Raw genomic sequence first — 26,303 nt, 5'->3', positions numbered from 1 at the left:
TCAACGAAGAGCAAGTCACCGGACCGGACAGGGGACGGGATCTTGACGGGATCTTGGAGGACAAGCGTGGGTAACAGCCGACGACTGCGCCGGGCCGCGGCCCTCACGGCGCTCTTCCTCCGGGATCGCAGGGCCAACATCGCCGTCACGTTCTCGATAGCCCTGTTACCGATCCTGGCGGCGATCGGCTGCGCGACCGACTACTCCATGGCGATGCGGCTAAAGGTCAAGCTGCAATCCGCAGCGGATGCCGCGAGCATCGCCTCGATCGCAGTCAACTCCGCCGGCTATGCAGCAGCCATGGCGATGACCGCGGACGGATCGGTGAGCGCTGGTGTCGCGGAAGCCAACAGCATCTTCAAGGGCAACGCCTCCACGATCCAAGGCTATACGTTGACGGCTGAAAGCAGCACCGTCACCAAGAGCGGGGCATCCCTGACGTCGCAGGTCCAGTTCACCGCCACCATGCCGACGACGTTCCTGGGCGTGATCGGGTATCCAAATCTGACGCTCACCGGACGCTCGTCGTCCTCCGTCACGCTGCCGCTGTATCTCGACTTCTATCTGACCCTGGACGTGTCGGGCTCGATGGGCCTGCCCTCGACGACGGCGGAAGCGCAGCGCATGCAGGCGATCAGCCCCGACAACTACAGGCAATATCCCACCGGCTGCACGCTGGCCTGCCACTTCTCTCCGCAGAACAGCGCCTGCACGGATTCAGGCACGCAAGGTTACCCGACCAACAATTATTGCCTCGGCTATGCGATCTCGCGCGTCAGCCAAAGCGGCTACAAGAGCCTGCTGACCACCAACAACAACAATCCCAAGCGCGTTCAGCTTCCCTCGACGATCGTGTCCGGGCTGCCGAACTCGCTCTACAACAAGTTGCCAACGGTTGCGAACTGCCCGACCGACGGGACGGATGCCTGCATCCAGCTCCGCCTGGACGCGGTAGGTTATGCCGTCAATCAGCTGTTCGTGACGGCGAACAACACCAAGAAGGTCACCAACCAGTTCCGGATCGGGCTCTACCCGTTCATCCGCTATCTCTATTCCTACTATCCGCTCACCACCAACATCAGCGGCTCGATCAGCGATTCGACGACCATCAACTACGCTGCGGCGAACCTCGCGACCTTGCTCGACACGAACACCAACGCCTCGCTCGGCTCGGGCGGCACGCACATCGACACGGCGCTCTCCAGCGTCAACAACCTGATCACCAGTGTCGGCAACGGCAGTGCCACCACCAACACCCTGCCCTATGTGTTCCTCGTGACCGACGGTGCGCAGGATCCGCAGGTGAAGGGGGTGCCCAACGGCTCATGGTCCGGCAGCAATCATGCCACCACGATCAATGCGGCCACCTCATGCACGCCGTTGAAGAACCGCGGCATCATCATCTCGGTGCTCTATATTCCCTATCAGCCGATCAATCCGGTCAATGCGTCCTTCGCCGGCGACGAAGACGACTATGCCAACAACAACATCCCCAACATTCCGCCCAGCCTGCAGGCCTGCGCATCGCCCGGATTCTTCTACACGGCGAACACGCCGGCCGACATCACGTCGGCGCTGAATGCGATGTTCAATCACGCGGTCTCGGAAGCGCATCTCACCCGATGAGACCAGCGCTGCGTCGTGCTCTGGTGATGGAGCGATCGCGGCGCGAAACCATCGGCACGAAATCCTCGGCACCTGGGAAGATCAGCGTCGCGGATCATGCTCCGGGCAGATCGGAGGATACCGGCGCCTCCGCGGTCGACAGCCACCAGCCGTCGCCGGCGAACCAGCAGCTCTCGTCAGGCGCTCCATCGAGGCGCAACGAGCGCACCGCGGCCCAATCGGTCGCAAAGGCCGCGCTCAAACGGCGGCCGGTCTCATCGTCCTGAAGCCCGACGCAGCCGATGAAGCCGGCGCGACTGACAAATCTAGCCGGCCACACCGCGCCCTGGTCGGGGCGGGTCATCAGCAGCATGCCGCCGAACACGCCCTGCGGAGCCAGCGGGAACAGCAGCCGGCCGCCCGTCCGCAAGGCATCGAGCCAGGAGCGGCTCGGCTGCGCCGCGCCGGCACAGACGTAGATCAGGTCGGCCTGCGGCAGGTCCGAGACGGCTCCGGATTGCATACGCAGCTCGACCTGCGGCAGATCCGCGAGGTTCTCGCGCGCCCGCGCCGCCATCGCCTCGTCGATCTCATAGGCATGGACGCGCCCCTGCGCGCCGACCAGATGCGCGAGGATCGCGGTGTAGTAGCCGCTGCCGACCCCGACCTGCAGCACGGTCTCGGCGGGCTTGACGTTGCAGGCTCCCAGCCACATCGCATGCGCACTGGGCTGGCCGATATTGATGCCGCGCTCATGGTCCAGCGCGAGCAGCAGGTTCTGATAGAGAAACGCCGGATCATCGTCGGGCGTCTGCACATAGGAATGGCCGCCGAGGGTTATCCACCAGGGCCCCGGTCCAGCGAAGGGCTCGCGCTTGATGCTGCGGAACGCCTCCTCGATCCTGGGATCGTCGAGCTTGGCGGCCGTGCAGATCAGCTTGGCGTAGAACGTGCGATATTTTTCCGACTGGTCCACGGCGCGGCCTCGCGGGCGATGCTGACGAGCAAGCCGGACCTTACAACGCTTCCGCGCCTTGATGTACTAAAATACCGCTCACACATCTGTTCGCCGGGGTCGCAAAATACGGACCTCAAAATCGGCATCAGATCTGCCGCGTCACTCTCAATGCTTTGCCTCCCGCGCGGCCGCAATCGCCCATGCGAGGAAGATCGAGATGACGTCGTCCAGATGATGCGGGCCGCAATAGGCTTCGAATACCGCGCCGCGGACGCGGCAGTGGCACCAATCATCATCGTCGTCGCCCTGAACCCTCACCTCCGCGAACGGGCGCTCGGCCAGATCCGTGGAGGAGAGATCGATCCTGAGAGCCCATCCCGGGTTGTCGAGGGTTCCGATCTTGATCCCGTACTGATGCTCCCAATGGCCGTCGCATTGGGAGGCGTACCAATCCTCGAGGGCCTTCAGAGGCGCGCGCTGATCCCGCATCTGCATCTCATTCATTGGGGCACTGCGGCCCGTGTCGAAGCGGGTCGGAAACGTCAGTTGCACGCATCTGGATCCAGCGTGGCCGGAGCAGGATGACTCAACCCGCCGATCTTCGCGAGAGCAGCCAGAGCACATTGTCCGGACATGCTTTCGTGGACGTCACCTCGCCGCGCTCATCGCCGTGGTTGCAAGCAGCGCAGCCTCGATCGTGTCGCGGGTGTTGCCGAGATGGACCGTCATGATCGTCACCGCGCGCTCGGTGTCGCGTGCCAATGCCGCCTCCATCAGCTCGCGATGCTCGCGCGCGGCGTCGCGGTTGCCGCGGTCGGCCTTGCGGGCGAGCTCGAGATAGCGCTCGTTGTGGACGAACAAGAGATCGCGCACCCGCATCATCCAGGCGCTGCCACAGGCCTGGGCGAGGGCTGTGTGGAAATCGCCATGCGCGAGCATCCAGGCCGGCGAGAAGCGGCCATCGGCGGTGGCGATCGGCGTCGCCGCGAGACGGTGATGGGCGGCAACCACCGCCGTCTCCCAGGCGAGGTCGCCGTTGGCGATCGCGCGGCGCAGGCACTTGGTCTCGATCTCGATGCGCATGTCGGTGAGATCACGCAGATCGGCGACCGACACCGGCGCGACGCGGAAGCCGCGCTGCGGCATCGCGATGACTAGGCCCTCCGCCGTCAGCCGCGCCAGCGCCTCGCGGATCGCGCCGGGGCTGACCGAGAAGGAAGCGCCGAGCTCGCTGATCTTCAGCTTCTCCTCGGGCTGATAGAGGCCGGCCAGCAGACTGGCGCGCAGCTGCTCATAGGCGGTCTGGGTGGCGCTGGCGGACATGGACTCATCCCGATGGATTCGGGGGGGCACGTTATCAGAACAGAAAATAGATTTTTCCAGGAAAATATATTTTCATTGCTGGAGGGCCCGGACACCCCTAAGCTTCCCCGCCAATGCCGCCGTCAGCGCGGTGACCAGGGAGGTATCCATGCGACGTGCCATCGCAGCCGCAGGGCTGGCCGTCATCTCGTCCGCGTCCGTGCTGCCCGCCTGGGCGGAGGATCCGCCCGGCATCACCGCGAGCGAAATCCGCATCGGCCAGACCATGCCGTATAGCGGGCCGGTGTCGGCGTTCGGCATCCTCGGCAAGGGCGAGGTCGCCTACTTCAGGATGGTCAACGATCGCGGCGGCATCAACGGCCGCAAGGTCAACCTGCTCTCGCTCGACGACAGCTACGTGCCGCCGAAGACGGTGGAGCAGACACGGCGGCTGGTCGAGAGCGACGAGGTCTCCTTCATCTTCTCGACCATGGGCACCGCGCACAACACGGCCATTGCCAAATATCTTCAGGGCAAGAAGGTGCCGCAGCTGTTCGTGGCCTCCGGCGCCTCGAAGTTCGGCGATGCCCAGCAGTTTCCGCTGACGCTGATGGGCGTGATGGCGCCGTTCCGCAACGAGGCGCGGATGTATGCGCGCTACGCGCTGCAGAAGAAGCCGGACGCGACCTTCGCCATTCTCGCGCAGAATGACGATTTCGGCCGCGACTATCTCGCCGGGCTGAAGGACGTGCTCGGCGAGCGCTTCGATACGGCGGTCACGGTGGCGAGCTACGAGCCGACCGAGCCGACCATCGACTCGCAGATCGTGAAGCTGAAATCGAGCGGCGCCGACGCGCTGATCATCGCAGCCACGCCGAAATTCGCCGCGCAGGCGATCCGCAAGACCCATGAGATCGGCTGGCGGCCGATGACGTTTCTGACCAACGTCTCGGTGTGGATATCCTCGGTGATGGAGCCGGCCGGGCTCGATGCGGGCACCGGCATCATCTCGACGGCCTATGTGAAGGACCCGCTCGATCCGGCATGGGCCGACGATGCCGGCGTCAAGGGCTGGCGCGACTACATGGCGAAATACGTGCCCGATGGCGACATCCGCGATTCCAACTACGTCAACGGCTACAACAACGGCATGGTGCTGGAGCACGTGCTGAAGGCCGCCGGCAACGACCTGTCGCGCGAGAACATCCTCAAGCAGGCGCTGTCGATCAAGGATCTGGAGCTGCCGATGCTGCTGCCGGGCATCAAGGTCAACACGTCCGAGGGCGACCACCTGCCGGTCGAACAGGTGCAGTTCATGCGCTTCACCGGCAAGCAATGGGAGCGCTTCGGCGAGGTGCTGTCGACCAAGTAACGGGCAAGTAGCGGCCGGTTGGAGTTTCGGCGCAGAGGGCGTAGACCTCTCCTGTCGACCACAGGAGAGCCGCGGCGCGATGTCCGAGACTGATGCCCTCACGCTGAAATTCCGCTGCCCCCGGGAGCTCGAAGGCCTGATCCCGCAGCCGGTGCCGGCGCCGATGGGCATTCCCGACTGGGTCAAGGCGATGCCCGCGACCGCGTTCAGCGCGCTCAACCAGGCGGAGGAGCAGACGGTCAAGCGCTGCCCGCCCTTCATCGATGCGATGACGGCGGGCTTTTTGATTCCGCTGGTCTGCGATCTCCGGGTCGAGGATGGCGGCATCAGCTGGGACCATGAGCTGCCGCCGGGCGGCGCGATCGATTTTCCGCGCTCACCGGTCAGCTTTCATGATGTCGCGCAAGTCACGGGATCGCCGCTGTTCGAGGCCGACCGCTTCCTGCTGAAGTTTCACAATCTCTGGACGATCCAGGCGCCGGAGGGCTGGTCGCTGCTGTTCACCCATCCTCTGAACCGCTTCGACCTGCCGTTCACGACCGTAACCGGCCTCGTCGACAGTGACCGCTTCCACGACAGCTTCGTGCATTTCCCGGCGCATTGGCACGACACGGCGTTTCGCGGCGTGCTGCCCAAGGGAACGCCGGTCGCGCAATGCATCCCGGTCAAGCGGCAGGCGTGGACGATGCAGACCTCGGCCTTCACCGATGCGGAGGTTCAGGAGATTCACACGGTGCGTGACGCGCTCAAGCGCGAGCAGGGCCTGTACCGCAAGCAGTTCAGGGCTTGACCGTCCCTGCCCCATCGGCACCGAGGAATCTGGCGGCGTCGCTTAGGCGGAAGAAGAAGCGGCCATGCGAGCTCACGGCCATCGTATAGGCCGCGCGGCTGAGCAGATGCGGCCGGCCGCGCATGACCGTGCGCAAGGCGGCCTCAGCGCCGGCGCGGTCGCCCAGCTCCATCAGGCACATCGCAAGATTGGCGCGGGTCTGGGTGTCCTCGGGGCGCAGGCCGAGCGCGTGCTTGTAGGTCCCGGCCGCCTCGGCATAGTCGCCGTCAAGGAACAGCACCCAGGCGAGCTCGATCAGGATGTCGGGGCGGCCAGGCGCGGCGTCGCGCGCCGCGACGAAGTTGTCTCGTGCGCGGGCGCGCTGATTGGCCTGCAGGCAGAGCCGCCCGAGATCGAGCTTGAGGTCGACGCTGTCGGGCGCCAGCGCCAGCGCTTCCTCGATGACGCCGATCGCATCACCGAGCTGGCCGGATTTCGCCAGCCGTCCCGCGAGCTCCTGGAACGCCGGCAGGTAGGGCGGACGCCGCGCCGCGATCCTGCGCAATTGCGCGAGACCATCGGCGACGCGCCGGGACTCACACAGCGCGGCCCCCAGCAACGTCTCCAGCTCTGGATCAGGGCCGCGCAGCGCCGCCTTCTCCAACGGCGCGATCGCCTCGCTGGCGCGCTGCTGGCCGAGCAGCGCATGGGCATGGACGAGCAATGCGGCGCGATCGGTCTTGACGTTGCGCAGGATGGACGCTGCTATCTGCTCGGCGCGGGCGAACTGTCGCGCACGCAGCGCGTGGATCGCTTCCTGCAGCGCCTGGGCCTGCAATCTGGTCGGCGCCTTGCTCACGATCAGCCGTTACGATGCGTGGAAACCGCCGCTAGCTCTAGCCCGATCGGCGATGGGGTGTCCAGCAACGGCGCCTCACCCGAACAGCGGCGTGCCCGGCACGAAGGCGTCGAAGGCGGCCCAGAACTGCGAGCGGTAGCGGTCCTGCTCCTGCAGGATCTCGTGCTTGGCGCCGGCGATGACGAGATGCGAGCCGGCGCGCAAATGATAGGCGAACTCCTCGATCGCGGCAGTCGACACCACCGTGTCGCTGGAGGCCGCCAGCATCAGGATCGGCTGGCGGATCTGTGAGGGGTAGGTCATGCCGCGGAAGGTCGCCATCGCCGAGAACGCGGCGTCGGCCCAGGCCACCGTCGGCGAGGCGATGCCGAGTGTCGGGTCCTCCTCGAGGATCGCGGCGTTGCGCGCATAACGCACGGGATCGGAGGTCAAGGGGTTGTTGACGAACGGCGCCAGGCCGCTGATCTCGTCATTGCCGCCGGGCACGTAGCGTCCGCCCTGCCCCGCGATCCGCATCGCCCGCAGCAGCAGCCGCGCCGGCAGCGCGGTGCGCTTGCCCGGCAGGTCGATCATCGGCGCCGACAGCACGATGCGGTCGAACCAGCGCTTGCCGGCATGGGAGAGCCGCAGCAGCACGGTGCCGCCCATCGAATGCGCCAGCGCGAAGTAAGGCGGCGGACAGTCCGGCAGCACGACCTCGGTGATGAAGGTCTCGACGTCGAGCTCGTAGTCGGAGAACGAGCGCACGTAGCCCTTGCGGGAATCGCGCAGGCGACGCGACGAGTGCCCCTGGCCGCGCCAGTCGATGATGGCGACGGCAAAGCCGCGGTCGCGTAGATCGCGCACGGTCTCGAAATACTTCTCGATCGACTCGCTGCGGCCGGTGAACACGCAGACGGTGCCCTTGCGCCCGGCCGGCGGCGCCCAGCGCGCGAAGCGCAGCTCGGCGCCATCAGGAGTCTTGATGGTGCCGGCGGTGGCGTTCTCGGGGACGGGATTGGCGGGAATCGAGACGAGCGTCATGAGGCGCCCATCGAATAGGTGAATGCTGATGGGAATCAAGAGGTGGAGCGGCAAAAAGAGCGGGTGTTGGGGGCTCTTGAAGGTCCAACCGCCCGACCCATATCGAGATCGTGCAGGCCGTTATGGCTGCACGACAGCCCGGCCCGATGGCGGGCGGGTTTGCCAACAGTCGCTCAATGGAGGACTTTGACCATGCGTACCTACGATCTCACCCCCTTCTATCGTTCCACCGTCGGCTTCGACCGTCTGTTTTCGCTGCTCGACCAGGCGACCGCCGAGACGACCCCCGGCTATCCGCCCTACAATATCGAGCGCACCGGTGAGAACGCCTACCGGATCACCGTCGCCGTCTCCGGCTTTGGCAAGGATGAGCTCTCCCTCGTCGCGAAGGAAAACACGCTGACGATCAAGGGCGAGAAAGCCGCCAACGAGAACGGCAAGAAGAGCGAGGTGCTGTATCGCGGCATCGCCGCCCGCGCCTTCGAGCGCTCGTTCCAGCTCGCCGACCACGTGGTGGTGAAGAACGCCAGCCTCGAGAACGGCCTGCTCCACGTCGACCTCGTCCGCGAGATCCCCGAGGCCAAGAAGCCGCGGTCGATTCCGATTTCGACCCAGGCGCAAGGCTCCGAGCAGCCGGCGATCGAAGGCACCGCCGAGAAGGCCGCCGCGTAACCGGCCAGCACAGCTCTGTAGGAATACGAACGCCCCGGGCAACCGGGGCGTTTTTTTGTGCGCGGGGATTGGGCTGTGCTGATGCGATTGCAGCCACTCCAAGCACGCTGTCATGCCCGCGCAGGCGGGCATCCAGTACGCCGAGACGGTGGTGATGAACCGAGATGCCGGTGATTACTGAATCGCCCGGTCAAGCCGGGCGATGACAGCTGTGGGGGCGACAGCGACTGCTCGCAATCGTCAATCCAGACCCTGGGCCGGCGGCATCTTTGCCGTCGGCAGGATCTGGGGCACAGGCTTCGCCACCGGCGGGGTCACGGAGCCGGTCGTCTGCGGCGCGGCCGCGGCCGACTGGACCGGCTTCGCGTCCGATGGCTTCACGTCGGAGACCTGAGCGCCCGACGGCTTGGCATCCGACGGCTTGGCATCCGCTGCCTTCGCCTCGGTTGCCTTCGGCTCCGATGGCTTGGCGTCAGACGACTTGGCCTCTTGCGGCTTCACATCGGCGGGCTTCGCCTCGGCCGGCTTGACGTCAGCGGGCCTGGGCGCGGCCGGCTTGGCTGCCTCGGCAGGCTTGGGGTTGAGCGCGGCCGTCTGCGGCGCCGGGGCCACCGGTCGAGCCGCCGGCGTCGGCGCTTTCGGCAGTGGGGCCGGCATGGCATTCGCCATCCGCGGGGAGACCGGGGCCGGCGGCACCAGCCGCGGATCGGCGCGGATCACGGTCGGCGGCGGCAGGCGGTCGAGGCCACCGAGCGGGGCGGGCTCGTAGCGCATGCGTTCGTAGTCGTCGCCCGACTGGAACGCCGGCACGAAGCGGAGGATGCGGCCGGAGCGGGCGTCGACGACCAGCTTGCCGTCCTCGCCCTGTCGATCCAGCACCGCGACGACATAGACATTGCCGCGCTGCCGCGGCGCGCCGAGCGGCGAGAAGCCGTTGTCGCGCAGGATGGCATAGACCTCATGCACCGGCAGGAACGCCGGCGCATAGCCATAGTCCTGTTGGTCGCCGTCCTGCCGATAGCCTTCGCGGTAGCCGTCCTGGCGATACACCGGCGCCGGCGGCGCGTAGCGTGGCTCGCGATAGCCGTAGTCAGGCCCTGGCCCGTAGCCATAGCGTGGCGGCGGTGCGGGCACGACGGCCGGCGGCGCCTCGGAATAAGGCGCATCGAAATCGGAGACCGCCGTGTACGGTCCGCGCACACCCGGCAGCGGCTCGGCCTGCGCGGCAAAGGCTGCGATCAACGAGGCCGAGACGGCTCCAACTAGCAACTTCATGGCTCAAAGCTCCTGCATGCCCCCGCACGTGAAGCTGTTCGCTTCTTCAAGTGCCGCAGAACGTCTGCCGCGATTCCGGCGGTCCTGGGTCGGAGTGTGGGCGGGATCGGGGCGCCATGTTGCGAAATCGCGCGCATCGCGTGATCGGCCGGCCCGGGCGGTTCGTTGGATGGACAGAGAAACGGGAGATTTGCCGGGGGAATGCCGTCCTGAACGCCTCGGAACCAGGGACTCCGGTGCGCTTGTGTGATAGGTTAAACTTTGGCATCTTGCGGTTTAGGACAGAAATGCTGTCTAAAATTTCGTTGCAAAGGTGACCGAGACTTTGCAATGATGTTGCCGCGCCCGGTGACGTTGCGACATGGGCGCTGCGACATGACCAGGCCGCGGTCGTCCAGAGGGGGCCCTGCCCCCCGGCGACTGGCCTGAACTCTGCAAATGCGGCTCGCTGAGAAGGACGAGCGTTGGTTCCGGAGAGGAGCCCGCGCAGCGCCCGGGGTGCGCCGGACTGTGTACCGGACTGTGGTGAAGGCCCTGACCAATAACTGATGGGGACGGATATGAGCGGATCGAAGGTCGAGCACGGAATTTTGGGCGGCGCGGTGCTGGCTGTGGATTCGCACGAAAAACCGGCCGAGATCACCCGCGAGCTGCATACGTGGCGCCCGGAAGCTGAAGGCCTCTACGACCCCTCGCAGGAGAAGGATTCCTGCGGCGTCGGCTTCATCGCCAACATCAAGGGCCAGAAGTCGCACCAGATCGTCGCCGACGCGCTGAACATCCTGTGCAACCTCGAGCACCGAGGCGCCGTAGGCGCCGACCCGCGCTTCGGCGACGGCGCCGGCATCCTGGTGCAGATTCCGCACGCCTTCTTCTCGCGCAAGGCGAAGGAGCTCGGCTTCACCCTGCCCGCGCCCGGCGAATACGCCATCGGCGCGCTGTTCATGCCGCGCGACGATTCCTGGCGGAACGTCATCAAGAGCATCATCGCCGACCAGATCGAGGACGAGGGCCTGGTGCTGCTCGGCTGGCGCGACGTGCCGACCGACAACTCCTCGCTGGGCGTGACGGTCAAGCCGACCGAGCCGCGCAGCATGCAGGTGTTCATCGGCCGCAACGGCGCCGCCAAGACCGAGGACGAGTTCGAGCGCAAGCTCTACATCCTCCGCAAGTCGATCTCGCAGGCGATCTACCAGCGCCGCGACCGCGGCATGTCGGGCTATTACCCCTGCTCGATGTCGTGCCGGACCGTGATCTACAAGGGCATGTTCCTGGCCGACCAGCTCGGCAAGTACTACGCCGATCTGCACGAGCCGGACTTTGAGAGCGCGCTGGCACTGGTGCATCAGCGCTTCTCGACCAACACTTTCCCGACCTGGTCGCTGGCGCATCCGTACCGGATGATCGCGCATAACGGCGAGATCAATACGCTGCGCGGCAACGTCAACTGGATGGCGGCGCGCCAGGCCTCGGTGTCCTCGGAGCTGTTCGGCAAGGACATCAGCCGGCTCTGGCCCATCTCGTATGAAGGCCAGTCCGACACCGCCTGCTTCGACAACGCGCTCGAATTCCTGGTGCAAGGCGGCTACTCGCTGCCGCACGCGGTCATGATGATGATCCCGGAGGCGTGGGCCGGCAATCCGCTCATGACGGAGGAGCGCCGCTCGTTCTACGAATATCACGCCGCCCTGATGGAGCCGTGGGACGGCCCCGCCGCGATCGCCTTCACCGACGGCCGCCAGATCGGCGCCACGCTCGACCGCAACGGCCTGCGGCCGGCGCGCTATCTCGTGACCAAGGACGACCGCATCGTGATGGCGTCCGAAATGGGCGTCCTGAAGATTCCGGAGGACCAGATCGTCACCAAGTGGCGGCTGCAGCCGGGCAAGATGCTGCTGGTCGACCTCGAGCAGGGCCGGTTGATTCCGGACGACGAGATCAAGGCGCAGCTCGCCGCCAGCCATCCCTACACCGAGTGGCTGGGACGCACGCAGATCCAGGTCGAGAAGCTGCCGGACGCGCCGACCAAGGGCGCGCGCACCAACCTGCCGCTGCTCGATCGGCAGCAGGCGTTCGGCTACAGCCAGGAGGACATCAGCCTCCTGATGACGCCGATGGCTGCGACCGGCGAGGAAGCGATGGGCTCGATGGGCAACGACGCGCCGATCTCGGCGCTGTCGGACAAGCCCAAGCTCCTGTTCACCTACTTCAAGCAGAACTTCGCCCAGGTCACCAACCCGCCGATCGATCCGATCCGCGAGGAGCTGGTGATGAGCCTGGTCTCGATCATCGGCCCGCGTCCGAACCTGTTCGACCTCGAAGGCGTCGCCTCGACCAAGCGGCTCGAAGTGCATCAGCCGATCCTAACCGACGCGGACCTCGAGAAGATCCGCTCGATCTCGGAGGTCTCCGACAGCCACTTCGTCTCGCGCACGCTCGACACCACGTTCGACGCGAGCCTCGGCGCCGCCGGCTTCGAGCAGGTGCTGGAGGATCTCTGCGGCCGCGCGGAAGCTGCGGTCCGCGAGGGCGTCAACATCATCATCCTGTCCGACCGCATGGTCTCGGGCGACCGGATTCCGATCCCGTCGCTGCTCGCCTGCGCCGCCGTGCATCACCATCTGATCCGCACCGGCCTGCGCACGTCGGTCGGCCTGGTCGTCGAGAGCGGCGAGCCGCGCGAGGTGCATCACTTCGCGTGTCTCGCGGGTTATGGCGCCGAGGCGATCAACCCGTATCTCGCGTTCGAGACCATCATCGCGCTGAAGGACAAGCTGCCGGGCGCGCTGAGCGACTACGAGGTCGTCAAGCGCTACATCAAGTCGATCGGCAAGGGCCTTCTCAAGGTCATGTCGAAGATGGGCATCTCGACCTACCAGTCGTATTGCGGCGCGCAGATCTTCGACGCGGTCGGCCTGAAGGCTGAGTTCGTGCAGAAGTTCTTCTACGGAACGCACACCCGCATCGAAGGCGTCGGCCTCGCCGAGATCGCCGAGGAAACCACGCGCCGTCATCGCGACGCGTTCGGTGACGCGCTGGTCTACAAGACCGCGCTCGACGTCGGCGGCGAATATGCCTTCCGCACCCGCGGCGAGGACCATGCCTGGACGGCGGAGTCGGTCTCGACCCTGCAGCACGCGGTGCGCGGCAATTCCAAGGATCGTTACCAGGCGTTCGCCAAGCTGCTCAACGAGCAGTCGGAGCGGCTCTTGACCCTGCGCGGCCTGTTCCGGATCAGGTCGGCCGAGGACGACAAGCGCAAGCCTGTCCCGCTCGACGAGGTCGAGCCGGCCAAGGAGATCGTCAAGCGTTTCGCCACGGGTGCAATGAGCTTCGGCTCGATCTCGCGCGAGGCGCATACGACGCTCGCGATCGCCATGAACCGGATCGGCGGCAAGTCGAACACCGGCGAAGGCGGCGAGGAAGCCGACCGCTTCAAGCCGCTGCCGAACGGCGACTCCATGCGCTCGGCGATCAAGCAGGTCGCCTCCGGCCGGTTCGGCGTGACGACGGAGTATCTCGTCAACTCCGACATGATGCAGATCAAGATGGCGCAGGGCGCTAAGCCCGGCGAAGGCGGCCAGCTGCCCGGCCACAAGGTCGACGCCACCATCGCCAAGGTGCGCCACTCGACCCCCGGCGTCGGCCTGATCTCGCCGCCGCCGCACCATGACATCTACTCGATCGAGGACCTCGCGCAGCTGATCTACGACCTGAAGAACGTCAATCCCGACGGTCAGGTCTCGGTCAAGCTGGTCTCCGAGATCGGCGTCGGCACCGTCGCGGCCGGCGTCGCCAAGGCGCGCGCCGACCATGTCACGATCGCGGGCTATGAGGGCGGCACCGGTGCCTCTCCCCTCACCTCGATCAAGCATGCGGGCTCGCCGTGGGAGATCGGCCTCGCCGAAACGCACCAGACGCTGGTGCGCGAGCGGCTGCGCAGCCGCATCGTGGTCCAGGTCGACGGCGGCTTCCGCACCGGGCGTGACGTCGTCATCGGCGCCCTGCTCGGCGCGGACGAGTTCGGCTTCGCGACGGCCCCGTTGATCGCGGCCGGCTGCATCATGATGCGCAAGTGCCACCTCAACACCTGTCCCGTGGGCGTCGCCACCCAGGACCCGGTGCTGCGCAAGCGCTTCACCGGCCAGCCCGAGCACGTCATCAACTACTTCTTCTTCGTCGCCGAGGAGGTCCGCGAGATCATGGCGGCGCTCGGCTATCGCAGCTTCAACGAGATGGTCGGCCAGGTGCAGATGCTCGACCAGTCCAAGCTGGTGGCGCATTGGAAGGCGCGGGGCCTCGACTTCTCGAAGCTGTTCGTGAAGCAGAAGGCGGAGCCGGGCCAGAAGATCCATCACGCCGAGACGCAGGACCATCACCTCGAGGCCGTGCTCGACCGCAGACTGATCGAGCAGGCCAAGCCCGCGCTCGACCGCGGCGCGCCGGTCAAGATCGAGGCCGAGATCAACAACACCGACCGTTCGGCGGGCGCGATGCTCTCCGGCGCGGTGGCCAAGATCTACGGCCATGCCGGCCTGCCGCAGGACACCATCCATGTCAGCCTGAAGGGCACCGCCGGCCAGGCGTTCGGTGCCTGGCTCGCCAACGGCGTCACCTTCGAGCTCGAGGGCGAGGGCAACGACTATGTCGGCAAGGGCCTGTCGGGCGGCCGCATCATCGTCAAGCCGCCGCGCAACTCCGGCATCGTGCCGGAGGACTCGATCATCGTCGGCAACACCGTGATGTACGGCGCCATCTCCGGCGAGTGCTTCTTCCGCGGCATCGCCGGCGAGCGCTTCGCGGTGCGTAACTCCGGCGCCGTCGCGGTCGTCGAGGGCGCGGGCGATCATTGCTGCGAATACATGACCGGCGGCATCGTCGTCGTGCTCGGCAAGACCGGGCGCAACTTCGCCGCGGGCATGTCGGGCGGCGTCGCCTATGTGCTCGACGAGGCCGGCGACTTCGACAAGCATTGCAACATGGCGATGGTCGAGCTCGAACCGGTGCTGTCGGAGGAGATGATCGCCGAGGACACCTATCACCAGATGGGCGATCTCGAGGCGCATGGCCGCGTCGACGTGTTCAAGAACCTGCTGGCGTCCGACGTCGAGCGCCTGCACGTCCTGATCTCGCGTCACGCCAAGGCCACCGGCTCCAAGCGCGCCGCCGACATCCTGGCGAACTGGAAGGAGTTCGCGCCGAAGTTCCGCAAGGTCATGCCGGTCGAGTACCGCCGCGCCCTGAAGGAAATGGCGGCCAACGCCGACGCCGAGCCGAAAATCGCGATCGGGGCTTGATGTCGACCCTCATGGTGAGGAGGCGCGTCAGCGCCGTCTCGAACCATGAGGCCGAGAGCGGGGCCTCGCCCTTCGAGACGCGGCGCAAGCGCCGCTCCTCAGGGTGAGGAGAAGGACGGAGCAAAACCCTCATGATGAGGAGGTGCGAAGCACCGTCTCGAACCATGAGGCCGAGGTCGAGGCCTCACCCTTCGAGACGCGGCGTAGACGCCGCTCCTCAGGGTGAGGAGAAGCAGGAAACTAGATCCTCATGGTGAGGAGGCGCGAAAGCGCCGTCTCGAACCATGAGGCCCGAGCAGTCAGGGACGTCGTAGGTCATGGGCAAGGTCACAGGTTTTCTCGAAATCGAGCGGCACGATCGCAAGTATGCGCCGGTTGCCGAACGGCTGAAGAACTTCAACGAGTTCGTGGTGCCGCTCTCCGAGAAGGAGCTGCGCGACCAGGCGGCGCGCTGCATGAATTGCGGCATTCCCTATTGCCACGGCACCGGCTCGGCCGCGCCGGGCACGCCCGGCTGCCCGGTCAACAACCAGATCCCGGACTGGAATGACCTGATCTACAACGGCAACTGGGAAGAGGCGTCGCGCAACCTGCACTCGACCAACAACTTCCCGGAGTTCACCGGCCGCATCTGCCCCGCCCCGTGCGAGGCGTCGTGCACGCTGAACATCGACGACAATCCGGTGACCATCAAGACGATCGAATGCGCGATCGTCGACAAGGCGTTCGAGCAGGGCTGGATCAAGCCCGAGCCGGCCGCGGTCAAGACCGGCAAGAAGGTCGCGATCGTCGGCGCCGGCCCCGCGGGCCTGGCGGCCGCGCAGCAGCTCGCGCGCGCCGGCCACGAGGTGCATGTCTATGAGAAGCACGCCAAGGCCGGCGGTCTGCTTCGCTACGGCATTCCCGACTTCAAGATGGAGAAGGGGATCATCGACCGCCGCATCGCGCAGATGGAAGGCGAAGGCGTCGTCTTCCATTACGGCGCCCATGTCGGCGGCAAGGACGGGATCGATCCGAAGTCGCTGCTGAAGGATTATGACGCCGTGGCGCTGACCGGCGGCGCGGAAGCGCCGCGCGACCTGCCGATCCCCGGCCGCGATCTCGCCGGCGTCCACTACGCCATGGACTTCCTGCCGCAGCAGAATCGCCGCGTCGGCAATGAGCCTGTGAACGCCACCGAGATTCTCGCCGGCGGCAAGCACGTCGTCGTCATCGGCGGCGGCGACACCGGCTCTGACTGCATCGGCACCTCGCTGCGCCAGGGCGCGCTGTCCGTGACCCAGCTCGAGATCATGCCGGCGCCCCCGGAGCGCGAGGACAAGGCGCTGACCTGGCCGAACTGGCCCTTGAAGATGCGGACGTCGTCGAGCCAGGCCGAAGGCGCGGTGCGCGAGTTCGCGGTGCTGACGCAGAAGTTCGAAGGCGAGAACGGCGCGGTCAAGAAGCTGCACTGCGTGCGCGTCGACGCCCAGTTCAAGCCGATCCCGGGCACCGAGTTCGTGCTCGATGCCGACTTGGTGCTGCTGGCAATGGGCTTCGTGCATCCGGTGCATGAGGGCCTGCTCAAGAGCCTCGGCGTCGACCTCGACCCGCGCGGCAACGTCAAGGCGAATCTGTCGGACTACCAGACCTCGGTGCCGAAGGTGTTCTCCGCCGGCGACATGCGCCGCGGCCAGTCGCTGGTCGTCTGGGCAATCCGCGAAGGCCGCCTGTGCGCCCAGGCCGTCGACAAGTTCCTGATGGGCAAGACGGAGCTGCCGCGCTGAGCGCGGCGTATAATGGACGTGCCGTAGATCGGTCTGAGCAGCCCGACTGCCTACCCCAACGCCGGTGCGCTCCCCTCCCCCTTGCGGGGAGGGGTCGGGGGTGGGGGTCCCCGGGCGCTGAACAGCGTTGATTTCACCGACGCGTCAACAAGCGCCAGGCAGTCGCTCCCGTCGCCCTCTCTTCTTCTCAACTCAACTCAAAAGTCTCCGTCATTTCGATGAGCGCAGCGACGAAGCAATCCAGAGCCGTGCACCCGACTCTGGATTGCTTCGCTTCGCTCGCAATGACGCTTGAGCGATGGTTCGCGCACTCACGTGATACGAGATTGCGTATGCAGGAGCGGCAAACTGCGCTGTCATCCCGGCCTTGCGCCGGGCCCCAGAACCACAGGCTGTTGGTTTGGGCTGACGCGCCGTTGACATCGCGTCCAAAACGACCGCCGCGGAGTATGGGTCCCGGCTCAAGGCCGGGACGACACCGTTGGTGTTGCGCGACCTGGGCAGTTACCGCTTCGCTCGCAATGACGCGGTGAGACTATCGTGATCAGCAGGCTTTCCCGCTCGCGGACAGAGATTCAGCTCTCATCATATCCAGCGGGACTCGTGGACCCCCACCCCCGACCCCTCCCCGCGAGGGGGAGGGGAGCGCACCGAGCTCGTCGCTTGCAGCTCGATTTCAATTTGCAGAATTCATCGCAGGAATAAAAATGGGTGGGGGCTTCCTCGACGTGAGTCTCCGATCGGCCTGAAGTGGCAGGTCAGGCCGTGGTCTCAAATCGATCGGATGAGCGTCGAAGCGTCAGGGTCGACGTTTCAACCGTGAAGCCCCCACCCGTCCCTGGCCGTCAGGCCAGCTCGGATGAGCCGCACGTCCGCGGCTCTGATGTCAGGTTGGATGAGGCTGTCTGCGGCGCGCGCAGACAGGCCCTGTTGTCTCGAGCAGGATTGATCGCGTCGCGTGCACCACGATGTCAGCCATGCTGGACGATCCCCATTGTTCCACGGCAGGACGCCGCGAGCCCCCTCAGGTTCCCGCAACCTAAGGGTGCGACCCTTAAGATAAACCCAACGGAAGGACCGGCATTCCCCTCAAATGCCGAGCTGAAGATCTTCGTAGATCAGCCGACACAGATGTTCATTCTACGAACACCGAATACCGCATCATGATACCTTCGTCAACCCGTTGTTCGATCCCAGAGGGCGACGGCCGGAATAGGTGGCGTCACCCGAAACACGTCGTCGATGATCCGGCCGAGCTCGGCGGCACTCTCGATCGTCCGCTCCTCGATCACCTCGCCATCGCGCGCTTGGCGCTGATAACGGCGGCTGACCAGCTTGTGCCGCACGGTCGGCTCCACCCGCTCCATCATCAGCGTGTGCGTGGCAGGCACGTTCGCATTGGTCGACGTGTACCAGCTGCCGAGCACGTAGTCGGCGTGGATCTGTGGGGCGAGATCGAACGCGTACATCATGCGCCAGCCGGTCGGTTGCTTCGCGCTGATCGTATGGAGGCCGTTCCAAGTGCCGATGCGGAACGTGCCCATCGGCGTCGGCTGCTCGGGCCCGGCCTCCAACCGCACAGGTCCATCCATCATGCAGATGCCGAAGCCGACATCGACGAGATGCGGCTGGCCGTCGACCTCGACGAGCAGCATCATATGCTGGCGCGGCCCGAGGGGATCCGTCGGCGCCGAGCGCCAGCGCACCCGCCCGGTGAGGCCGGTGACCTTGAAGCCGATGGCCTCCAGCGCCGCCTGGAACAGCACGTTCTGCTCGAAGCAATAGCCGCCGCGACGGCTTCCCACGAGCTTCTGCTGCACCGAGGCGAGATCGACATGGACCGGTCGTCCCATCAGCGGATCGAGCGCCTCGAACGGCAGCGCATCGACATGCGCCGCCTGGAGCGCCGCGAGCGTCGGCAGGTCGGGCGCGAGCGGCCCGCGATAGGCGATGCGGGCGAGATAGGACTCCAGTCGAAACTCATCGGCCATCGCAGCGCCTTCCCGATCAGGTCTCGATCCGTGCCCAAACCAGATCGACGTGGACAGGGAACGTGACGCCGAAGATCTCTTCCACGACCCGCTGCAGCGCCTCGGGCGTCTCGATGATCTGCTCGCTCCTGATCTCGCCGTCGCGCGCCTCCACCACCAGCCGGCGGTTGACCAGCTTGTAGCGCAGCTCGGATGTCAGCCGCTCCAGGATCAGCATCGAGGTGAACGGCGTCAGCGGGCTGGTCGAGGTGAACCAGTTGCCGAGCACATAGTCGGCGTGGATCTGCGGCGCGAGATCGAACACATACATGGTGCGCCAGCCCGTCGGCTGCTTCGCTGCGAGCCAGTACATCCCGTCGGAGACCGTGAGGCGGAACGTGCCCATCGCGGTCGCCTGCTCGAGATCAGGCACCATCCGCAGCGGGGTATCGAGCAGGCAGGAGCCGAAGCCGACATCGGCGATGTACGGCCCCTCCGGCAGGTCGACCTTGAGCATCATATGCGTGCGCGGCGTCAGCGGCGCGGCCGCGTCGAGCCGCCAGCGCACCCGCGCCGACAGCGGCGTCACCGCGAAGCCGATCGCCTCCAGCGCCGCCTTCAACAGCGCGTTCTGCTCGAAGCAGTAGCCGCCGCGGCGGCCGTCGACGATCTTGGCCTGCACCGAAGCGAGATCGATGTTCACGGGCCGGCCGAGCAAGGGATCGATCCCCTCGAACGCGATCGCATCGACATGCGCTGCCTGCAATCCGGCCAGCGTCTCGAACGTGGGCGTCAGCAGCCCGCGATAGCCGATGCGGGCGAGATATTTGTCGAGATTGAACTCAGAGGACATGCGGACAGTTCTCAGCGGTCACCACGTCGCGGGGCGCGAGTGAAACGAGCGAACCCGGAACCTCGAGATTCCGGATTCGGTGCGACTGGCGTCGCACCGCCCCGAAATGACGGACCACCATCCGGCATTGAAATCACGCCACCCCGGCGCGCAGCAGATCGTGCATGTGCAGGATGCCGACGGGCTTCGCGCCGTCGGTCACGATCAGCGTCGTGATCTTCGCGGAGTTCAGGATCTCCAGCGCCTCGGACGCCAGCGCCTCGCGTCGGACGGTGCGCGGGTTGGCGGTCATGATCTCGTCGACCGAGACGGACAGGAGATCGGCACGCATCTTCCGGCGCAGATCGCCGTCGGTGATGATCCCCGCGACATGGCCGCGGCCATCGACGACCACGACGCAGCCGAGGCCCTTGGCGGTCATCTCTTCCAGCGCATCGGCCATGCCGGTGCCCAAGGGCTTCAATGGGACGGCGTCGCCGGAGCGCATCAAATCGGAGATGTGCTTGAGCATGGCGCCGAGCTTGCCGCCCGGATGGAAGTTGGCGAATTCGAGCGCGGTGAAGCCGCGGCCCTCGAGCAGCGCGATCGCCAAGGCATCGCCGATCGCGGCCTGCATCAGGGTCGAGGTGGTCGGCGCGAGATTATGCGGGCAGGCCTCGCGCGCCTTGGGCAGCTCCAGCACGATGCGGGCCGCCTGCCCGAGCGAGGACTGCGCGTTCGCGGTGATCGCGATCATCGGAATGGCGAAACGCTTGGTGTAGTTGACCAGCGTCTTCATCTCCGGCTGCTCGCCGGACCAGGACAGCGCGATCACGACGTCGTCCGAGGTGATCATGCCGAGATCGCCATGGCCGGCCTCGGCGGAATGGACGAAGAAGGCGGGCGTGCCGGTCGAGGCCAGGGTCGCCGCCATCTTGCGGGCGACATGGCCGGACTTGCCGAGCCCGGTGAGGATGGCGCGGCCCTTGGCCTGCCGGATCAGCTCGACGGCTGCGGCGAAGGCCGCCCCCAACGGTCCCCGCAGCGCGGCGGAGATCGCGGCGATGCCGTTGCTGCCGGCGTCGAGCGTGCGCAGCGCCGATTGGATGTCCGCGTTGGCGGGAGAGGCTTCGGTCAACGGCTTCGATCTCGGCATTCGCGATTCCAAGGCTGATTCCAAGGCTGAGACAGTCAGGCGCCGCTCTTTAGCATGGGTAAGGCGGCAAGGCGTCATCAACAGCCCATTAACCATATTTGTTTTTACTCCCTTAACGACGGTGTTTGCCGGCGGCGTACGGCCGCTTGGCGATATGCATGATTTTGTTGGAGTTTTCAGATCGTGGGGTGGAGGCCTGACAGCGGCCGCAGGAGGCGCGCGATGCGGCGCGGCGTCTCCGCCGCGTGTCTGCTGCTCGGTACCCTCGGCACCGGCGCGGCTCGGGCGCAGACCATCGACGCGCTCCGACCGGTTCGCGACGGCTTCCTCGCCCCGCAGGAGTCGCCGCTGCGGCGGACGGTCGTGAGCGGGCTGTCAGACCCCGTCCCGACGCCTGGCGTCCCAACCAACCCGGCACCGGCCAGCACGGCATCCAGCCCCAACCGCGTCCCCCTGCCCGGCGTGCCCGCCGCCAGCGGCGCGGCCGAGGTCGGCTATGATTCGCTGAACCGCACCCGCAAGAAGCCGAAGTTCTATCCTGCCCAGGCCCGGCCCAAGCCTGCGCCGGGGCCCGGCACGCGTCCTTCCGGTGAGCTGACAGGGCAGCTGCGCCCCACGTTGCCGCCTTCAGCCTCCGCCAACCGGCAGCCGGTCGCGCCGGCCATGGCCGGCACGGTACCCGGCCAGCCGCCGCGCAAGCGGCTCAAGGTCGACGACGACCCGTTCGGCGCGGTCGGCGATTATGTCGGGCCGTTCCTGATCAGGGGCGCGGTCGAGCTGTCGGCCGGCTATGACAGCAACCCGGCGCGCCTTGCGAAGCCGCGTGGCATGCCGGCCTGGATGATCGCGCCGGAATTCCTGGCGGTGTCGAACTGGGAGCGGCATGCGCTCGTCGCCGACCTGCGCGGCTCGTTCACCGGCTATGGCAGCACCCTGCCCGCCATCATGGACGGCGGCATCAATTCAGCGCCGACCACGCTCGACCGCCCCGATTTCACGGGCCATGTCGACGGCCGCCTGGATGTTAGCCGCGACACTTCGGTCGGCGCCCAGCTCCGCCTGCGCGCCGCGACCGACAATCCCGGCAGCCCCAGCGTGCAGGCCGGCCTGGCGCGCTATCCGGTCTACACCACGCTCGGCACCACCCTGGGCTTCGACCAGCGCTTCAACCGGCTGCAGATCTCGGCCGGCGCCACCGCCGACCGCACCAGCTATCAAGAGAGCAAGCTGACCGACGGCACGATGACGTCCAACGACGACCGCAACTACAACCAGTTCGGCGGCATCGGCCGGGTGTCCTACGAGGTCACCCCCGGCCTGAAGCCGTTCGCCGAGGTGCAGGGCAACACCCGCACCTACGACCAGCAGTTCGACCGCTCCGGCTACCAGCGCGATTCCGCCGGCGGCTACGCCAAGGCCGGCACCTCGTTCGAGTTCACGCGGCTGCTGACCGGCGAGCTCTCGCTCGGCTATGCCACGCGCAGCTACACCGACCCGCGGCTCGACCGGCTGCAGGGATTTTTGACGTCAGCCTCGCTGGTGTGGTCGGCGACACCGCTGACGACGGCGCGCTTTTTGTCGGACACGCAGGTCGCGGAAACGACGGTGGCCGGCGCCTCCGGCGTGCTGGTGCGCACCTACACCGTCCAGGTCGACCACGACTTCCGCCGCTGGCTGACCGGCATCGGCAAGTTCACCTTCGGCACGCTGGACTATCAGGGCTACGGCCGCAACGACCGGACGTATTCGGCCGAGGGCAACCTCGTCTACAAGATGACGCGCAGCCTCTGGGTCAAGGGCACGCTGCGCTATGACAGGCTGGATTCGAACATCGCCGGCGCGGGGTCGTCGGGCACGGTGGTGATGCTGGGAGTGAGGCTGCAGAATTAAACAGCAAGTTTGGGCGTTTAACTAGCAAGATAATGAACGGCGCGCTGCTCATGACTGCGCCCTCTCCCCTTGCGGGAGAGGGCATGTAGGACAGAGCAGCAAACTCGGTTGGGTGAGGGGTATGCTTCGGCGATCACGAATCGCGGAGAGATACCCCTCACCCAACCGAGTATGTTGATGGGCTGGCGATGCCCTCTCCCGCAAGGGGAGAGGGCGCTGTATTTAACAGCGCAGAGCTACGCCGCCGTCACCGTCAGATGCGCTCCGTCCGCCTGCACGATGCGCACGCGGCTGCCGGCGGGCGTGTCGGGGCCGGCGACGCGCCAGACCGTGTCGTCGATGCGCACGGTGCCGTTGCCGTCGATGATCGGCTTTTCCAGTGTGAACTCGCGCCCCACCAACGCCGCGGAGCGGCGGTTGAGGAACGGGTTGTCGCCGGCCGACGCCGTGCTCCTGCGCGCGACGTGCCGCCACAGCGGCACGGCGGCGATCGCAAACAGCGCGAACATCAGGATCTGCAGCTGCCATGTGGACGCGAGGCCAAACGAGATCATGCCGACCAATAGCGCGGCGATGCCGAGCCAGATCAGGAACACGCCGGGCGCGAGCAGCTCCAGCGCCATCAGGACGATGCCGAAGATCAGCCAGTTCCAGGTGCCGAGCGTCACGAGGATGTCGCTCATGAGACGCCTCCTCCGATCAGGCCTGCTGCGGCGGCACGGGCGGCTTCGGCGGTGTACCCGCCGATGGCACCGAGCCGCCGCGGCGTGCGGCGGCGACGGCCGAGGCCGCGCTCTCGCCGAACGTCGCCTTGGCGATCTCGCCGATGCCGGCGAGCGAGGCCAGCATGCCCGTGGCCTCGATCGGCAGCATGATCACCTTCTGGTTGGGGGAGTCCGCGAGCTGACCGAACGCCTTGATGTATTTGTCGGCGATGAAGTAGTTGAGCGCCGCGACGTCGCCCTTGCCGATCGCGTCCGACACCATCTGCGTCGCCTTGGCCTCGGCCTCGGCGGACCGCTCGCGCGCCTGGGCATCGAGGAACGCCGATTCGCGCCGGCCCTCGGCCTGCAGGATCTGGCTCTGCTTGGCGCCTTCCGCGCGCAAAATCTCTGACTGCCGCTGGCCCTCGGCCTGGAGAATGTCGGCACGCTTGACGCGCTCGGCCTTCATCTGCCGGCCCATCGCCTCGACCAGATCAGCGGGCGGCACGATGTCCTTGATCTCGATGCGGTTGACCTTGAGTCCCCACGGCGACACCGCGGCGTCGACGACGCGCAGCAGCCGCTCGTTGATCTCGTCGCGATGCGACAGCACCTGGTCGAGATCCATCGAACCCATCACCGAGCGGATGTTGGTCATCGTCAACGTGATGATCGCCTGGTTGAGGTTGGCGACCTCGTAGCTCGCCTTCGCCGCGTCGAACACCTGGTAGAACGCGACGCCGTCCACCGTCACCGTGGCGTTGTCCTTGGTGATGACCTCCTGCTCGGGGATGTCGATCACCTGCTCCATCATGTTGATCTTGCGCCCGATCTTGTCGAAGAACGGGACGATGAGGTTCAGGCCCGGCGACAGCGTGCCGGTGTATTTGCCGAACCGCTCGACGGTCCAGTCGAACCCCTGCGGCACCGTCTTCACGCCGGAGTACAGCGTGAAGATGATCAGCAGCACCAGCGCTATGGCGAAAATATCGAAACCGCTCATGGATCCTCCAAGGGAGGAGACGGCGTCTCCTCACCAGCCTCTGCAGCAATCACAATCTAGGGATTGCCGCATGATTTTGTCGGGGGTCCGATGGGCGCGGTTCAGGAAGATATTTTCGACGGCCGCGCGTTCGTCGATCTTGTGCCGAGGTGGAGCTTACCTAGACGGCCGGCAATAACGGCCGCGGCTTAGAGCCACCCCTGCAGCTCGCGCAGCACCAATTGCCTCAGCACCTCCATACCCGGAGCGCTGTCGTTCAGGCACGGCACGGCGGAGAACTCCTCGCCGCCATTGTGCTTGAAGATCTCGCAGTTCTCGCCGGAGATTTCCTCCAGCGTCTCCAGGCAGTCGGCGGCGAAGCCCGGCATGACAACGGCGATGCGCTTGACGCCGTCCTTGGCGAGCTTCTCGATGGTCTTGTCGGTGTAGGGCTGCAGCCATTCCGAGAAGCCGAAGCGGGACTGGAAGGTGAGCAGCAGCTTGGTGTCGTCCATGCCGAGCCGCTTGCGCAGCAGCTCCGTGGTGGCGACGCACTGCTCGCGATAGGGATCGCCCTTGTCGACATATTCCTTGGGCATGCCGTGAAACGACGCCACGATCAGCTCGGGCGTGTACGGCAGCGTCTTGAGGTGCTCCTCGATCGAAACCGCGAGCGCCTCGATGTAGAAATCGTCATTGTAATACGGCGGCGTCACCCGGATCGTCGGCTGCGCGCGCATCTCGGTCAGCACGCGGAACGCCTCGTCGCAGACAGTCGCGGAGGTCGCGGCGGAATATTGCGGATACAGCGGCACCACGAGGATGCGATCGCACCCCCTGGCCTTCAGCCCGTCGATCCCGGCCTTCATCGATGGATTGCCGTAGCGCATCGCCCAGTCGACGACGACGTGGCTGCGGTCGGCGATTGCGGCTGCAAGCTTGTCGCTCTGCGCGCGCGTAATCGTCTTCAGCGGCGATTCGTTCTTCTCATTGTTCCAGATCGACTGGTAGTCCTTGGCCTTCTTGCGCGGCCGGACGTTGAGGATGATGCCGTTGAGAATGATCTTCCACAACAGGCCCTGGTCCTCGATCACGCGGCGATCGGACAGGAATTCCTTGAGATAGACGCGCACGCCGGCGGCATCGGCCGTATCCGGCGTTCCCAGATTGACCAGCAGTACGCCGACCCGCGACGCGCTCGCAGCCGGCAAGGGCTTGACCTCAACAGGCCTGAGGTCAGCAGGCTTAAGGTCAGCAGGCTTGGCATTGTCGAGAGAGATGGCGGCGGTCATGATGCCCGTGACTGGTGAAGGGCGAGGCTTGGCGGCTTGTTTCGACATTGTCAAGATAAGGGCCATTTCACCGATGTCATCGGGCTGGAGGAGCGGGCTGGAGGAGCCATGACGATTGCTGAGCTATGCATTTTCGCCAGCGTAATGCTCTACCTCGTAACGATCGTGCCGGCGAAATGGATCAGCGTCGACGGTGCGGGCCGCTACGACAATTCCAGACCGAGGGATCCCGGCTTTTATGACGGCGGCATCCGCGAGCGGGCACTGGGTGCCCACCAGAACGGCATCGAGGCGTTTCCATTCTTTGCCGCCGCCGTGTTGCTCGCCGAGTTCCGCGGGGCGCCGCAGAACCTGATCAACGAGCTGTCGGTGCTGTTCGTGATCGTCCGCGTGGCCTATGTGCTGACCTATATCGGCGACCGGCCCTCGTTGCGCTCAATCCTGTGGGCGATCGGCTTCCTGATCACGGTCGGGATCTTCTTCCTCCCTTTGCTGCGCAATTACCTTCCGGCCTGAGCGGACCGCACGTGAGCGGCGTCACATCCCTGCTCCCATGGGGGTGCTAACCACGACCGCGGG

Annotated in this window: 20 protein-coding genes; 8 read left to right on the top strand and 12 right to left on the bottom strand. The window is 66.0% G+C overall.

Features of this window, described 5'->3' with window-relative positions:
- Positions 1–66: 66 nt before the first annotated feature.
- Complete coding sequence (locus tag NLR35_RS28125) at positions 67–1,626, top strand: TadE/TadG family type IV pilus assembly protein (protein ID WP_257169796.1); 1,560 nt, start codon at positions 67–69, stop codon at positions 1,624–1,626.
- A gap of 94 nt (positions 1,627–1,720) precedes the next feature.
- On the opposite strand, the gene NLR35_RS28120 is transcribed toward NLR35_RS28125, so the two are convergent.
- From NLR35_RS28120 to NLR35_RS28110, 3 genes are all read right to left on the bottom strand, one after another.
- On the bottom strand, positions 1,721–2,581 hold the full coding sequence (locus NLR35_RS28120) for a methyltransferase domain-containing protein (RefSeq protein WP_257169795.1): 861 nt from the start codon (positions 2,579–2,581) through the stop codon (positions 1,721–1,723).
- A gap of 147 nt (positions 2,582–2,728) precedes the next feature.
- A complete protein-coding gene (locus NLR35_RS28115; protein WP_257169794.1) occupies positions 2,729–3,052 on the bottom strand; it encodes an immunity 53 family protein in 324 nt (107 codons plus the stop codon).
- A 159-nt stretch (positions 3,053–3,211) separates the two neighbouring features.
- Positions 3,212–3,886, bottom strand: coding sequence for a GntR family transcriptional regulator (locus NLR35_RS28110; RefSeq protein WP_257169793.1), 675 nt, complete (start codon positions 3,884–3,886; stop codon positions 3,212–3,214).
- A 148-nt stretch (positions 3,887–4,034) separates the two neighbouring features.
- Here NLR35_RS28110 and NLR35_RS28105 point away from each other — a divergent pair, with 148 nt between their 5' ends.
- Both NLR35_RS28105 and NLR35_RS28100 read left to right on the top strand, forming a co-directional pair.
- Positions 4,035–5,237 (top strand): ABC transporter substrate-binding protein, encoded by a 1,203-nt coding sequence (locus tag NLR35_RS28105; RefSeq protein ID WP_257169792.1) that lies wholly within the window; start codon positions 4,035–4,037, stop codon positions 5,235–5,237.
- 79 nt (positions 5,238–5,316) lie between these two features.
- Positions 5,317–6,027, top strand: a complete 711-nt coding sequence (locus NLR35_RS28100) for a hypothetical protein (protein WP_257169791.1) — start codon at positions 5,317–5,319, stop codon at positions 6,025–6,027.
- Here NLR35_RS28100 and NLR35_RS28095 read toward each other — a convergent pair.
- Together NLR35_RS28095 and NLR35_RS28090 are read right to left on the bottom strand one after the other, a co-directional pair.
- Entirely contained in the window at positions 6,017–6,865 is an 849-nt protein-coding gene (locus NLR35_RS28095; protein WP_257169790.1) for a tetratricopeptide repeat protein, read from the bottom strand. The two genes, NLR35_RS28100 and NLR35_RS28095, sit on opposite strands and share 11 nt — an antisense overlap.
- Before the next feature lie 75 nt (positions 6,866–6,940).
- Positions 6,941–7,888, bottom strand: a complete 948-nt coding sequence (locus NLR35_RS28090; RefSeq protein WP_257169789.1) for an alpha/beta fold hydrolase — start codon at positions 7,886–7,888, stop codon at positions 6,941–6,943.
- 192 nt (positions 7,889–8,080) lie between these two features.
- On the opposite strand from NLR35_RS28090, the gene NLR35_RS28085 reads away from it, so the two are divergent.
- Positions 8,081–8,560 carry an Hsp20 family protein gene (locus NLR35_RS28085; protein ID WP_257169788.1) on the top strand — a complete coding sequence of 160 codons (480 nt, stop codon included), beginning with the start codon at positions 8,081–8,083 and terminating at the stop codon, positions 8,558–8,560.
- A gap of 240 nt (positions 8,561–8,800) precedes the next feature.
- Here NLR35_RS28085 and NLR35_RS28080 read toward each other — a convergent pair whose 3' ends face one another.
- On the bottom strand, positions 8,801–9,835 hold the full coding sequence (locus NLR35_RS28080) for a hypothetical protein (RefSeq protein ID WP_257169787.1): 1,035 nt from the start codon (positions 9,833–9,835) through the stop codon (positions 8,801–8,803).
- A gap of 560 nt (positions 9,836–10,395) precedes the next feature.
- Between NLR35_RS28080 and gltB the strand changes: the two genes are divergently transcribed.
- Positions 10,396–15,132 carry a glutamate synthase large subunit gene (gltB, locus tag NLR35_RS28075; protein ID WP_257169786.1) on the top strand — a complete coding sequence of 1,579 codons (4,737 nt, stop codon included), beginning with the start codon at positions 10,396–10,398 and terminating at the stop codon, positions 15,130–15,132.
- A 317-nt stretch (positions 15,133–15,449) separates the two neighbouring features.
- Complete coding sequence (locus NLR35_RS28070) at positions 15,450–16,898, top strand: glutamate synthase subunit beta (protein WP_257169785.1); 1,449 nt, start codon at positions 15,450–15,452, stop codon at positions 16,896–16,898.
- A gap of 1,175 nt (positions 16,899–18,073) precedes the next feature.
- Here the strand turns inward: NLR35_RS28070 and NLR35_RS28065 are convergent.
- From NLR35_RS28065 to NLR35_RS28055, 3 genes are all read right to left on the bottom strand, one after another.
- Positions 18,074–18,889 (bottom strand): arylamine N-acetyltransferase, encoded by an 816-nt coding sequence (locus tag NLR35_RS28065; protein ID WP_257169784.1) that lies wholly within the window; start codon positions 18,887–18,889, stop codon positions 18,074–18,076.
- Positions 18,890–18,905: 16 nt separating this feature from the next.
- On the bottom strand, positions 18,906–19,721 hold the full coding sequence (locus NLR35_RS28060; protein ID WP_257169783.1) for an arylamine N-acetyltransferase: 816 nt from the start codon (positions 19,719–19,721) through the stop codon (positions 18,906–18,908).
- 133 nt (positions 19,722–19,854) lie between these two features.
- Positions 19,855–20,856 carry an SIS domain-containing protein gene (locus NLR35_RS28055; protein ID WP_257169782.1) on the bottom strand — a complete coding sequence of 334 codons (1,002 nt, stop codon included), beginning with the start codon at positions 20,854–20,856 and terminating at the stop codon, positions 19,855–19,857.
- Between the two features lie 183 nt (positions 20,857–21,039).
- Here NLR35_RS28055 and NLR35_RS28050 point away from each other — a divergent pair, with 183 nt between their 5' ends.
- On the top strand, positions 21,040–22,746 hold the full coding sequence (locus tag NLR35_RS28050; protein WP_374940868.1) for an outer membrane beta-barrel protein: 1,707 nt from the start codon (positions 21,040–21,042) through the stop codon (positions 22,744–22,746).
- A gap of 236 nt (positions 22,747–22,982) precedes the next feature.
- Here the strand turns inward: NLR35_RS28050 and NLR35_RS28045 are convergent, their stop codons facing one another.
- The 3 genes from NLR35_RS28045 to hemH form a co-directional block, all read right to left on the bottom strand.
- Positions 22,983–23,429 carry an NfeD family protein gene (locus tag NLR35_RS28045; protein WP_257169780.1) on the bottom strand — a complete coding sequence of 149 codons (447 nt, stop codon included), beginning with the start codon at positions 23,427–23,429 and terminating at the stop codon, positions 22,983–22,985.
- Between the two features lie 16 nt (positions 23,430–23,445).
- Positions 23,446–24,453, bottom strand: coding sequence for an SPFH domain-containing protein (locus NLR35_RS28040; protein WP_257169779.1), 1,008 nt, complete (start codon positions 24,451–24,453; stop codon positions 23,446–23,448).
- Positions 24,454–24,641: 188 nt separating this feature from the next.
- On the bottom strand, positions 24,642–25,724 hold the full coding sequence (gene hemH, locus NLR35_RS28035) for a ferrochelatase (protein ID WP_257169778.1): 1,083 nt from the start codon (positions 25,722–25,724) through the stop codon (positions 24,642–24,644).
- Between the two features lie 108 nt (positions 25,725–25,832).
- On the opposite strand from hemH, the gene NLR35_RS28030 reads away from it, so the two are divergent.
- On the top strand, positions 25,833–26,240 hold the full coding sequence (locus tag NLR35_RS28030) for an MAPEG family protein (RefSeq protein WP_257169777.1): 408 nt from the start codon (positions 25,833–25,835) through the stop codon (positions 26,238–26,240).
- The last annotated feature ends 63 nt before the right edge of the window (positions 26,241–26,303 follow it).

Source organism: Bradyrhizobium sp. SRS-191 (assembly GCF_024586915.1).
Classification (GTDB): domain Bacteria; phylum Pseudomonadota; class Alphaproteobacteria; order Rhizobiales; family Xanthobacteraceae; genus Bradyrhizobium.
The sequence above is the reverse complement of the archived record's forward strand: the minus strand, read 5'-3'. Positions and strand labels throughout refer to the sequence as shown.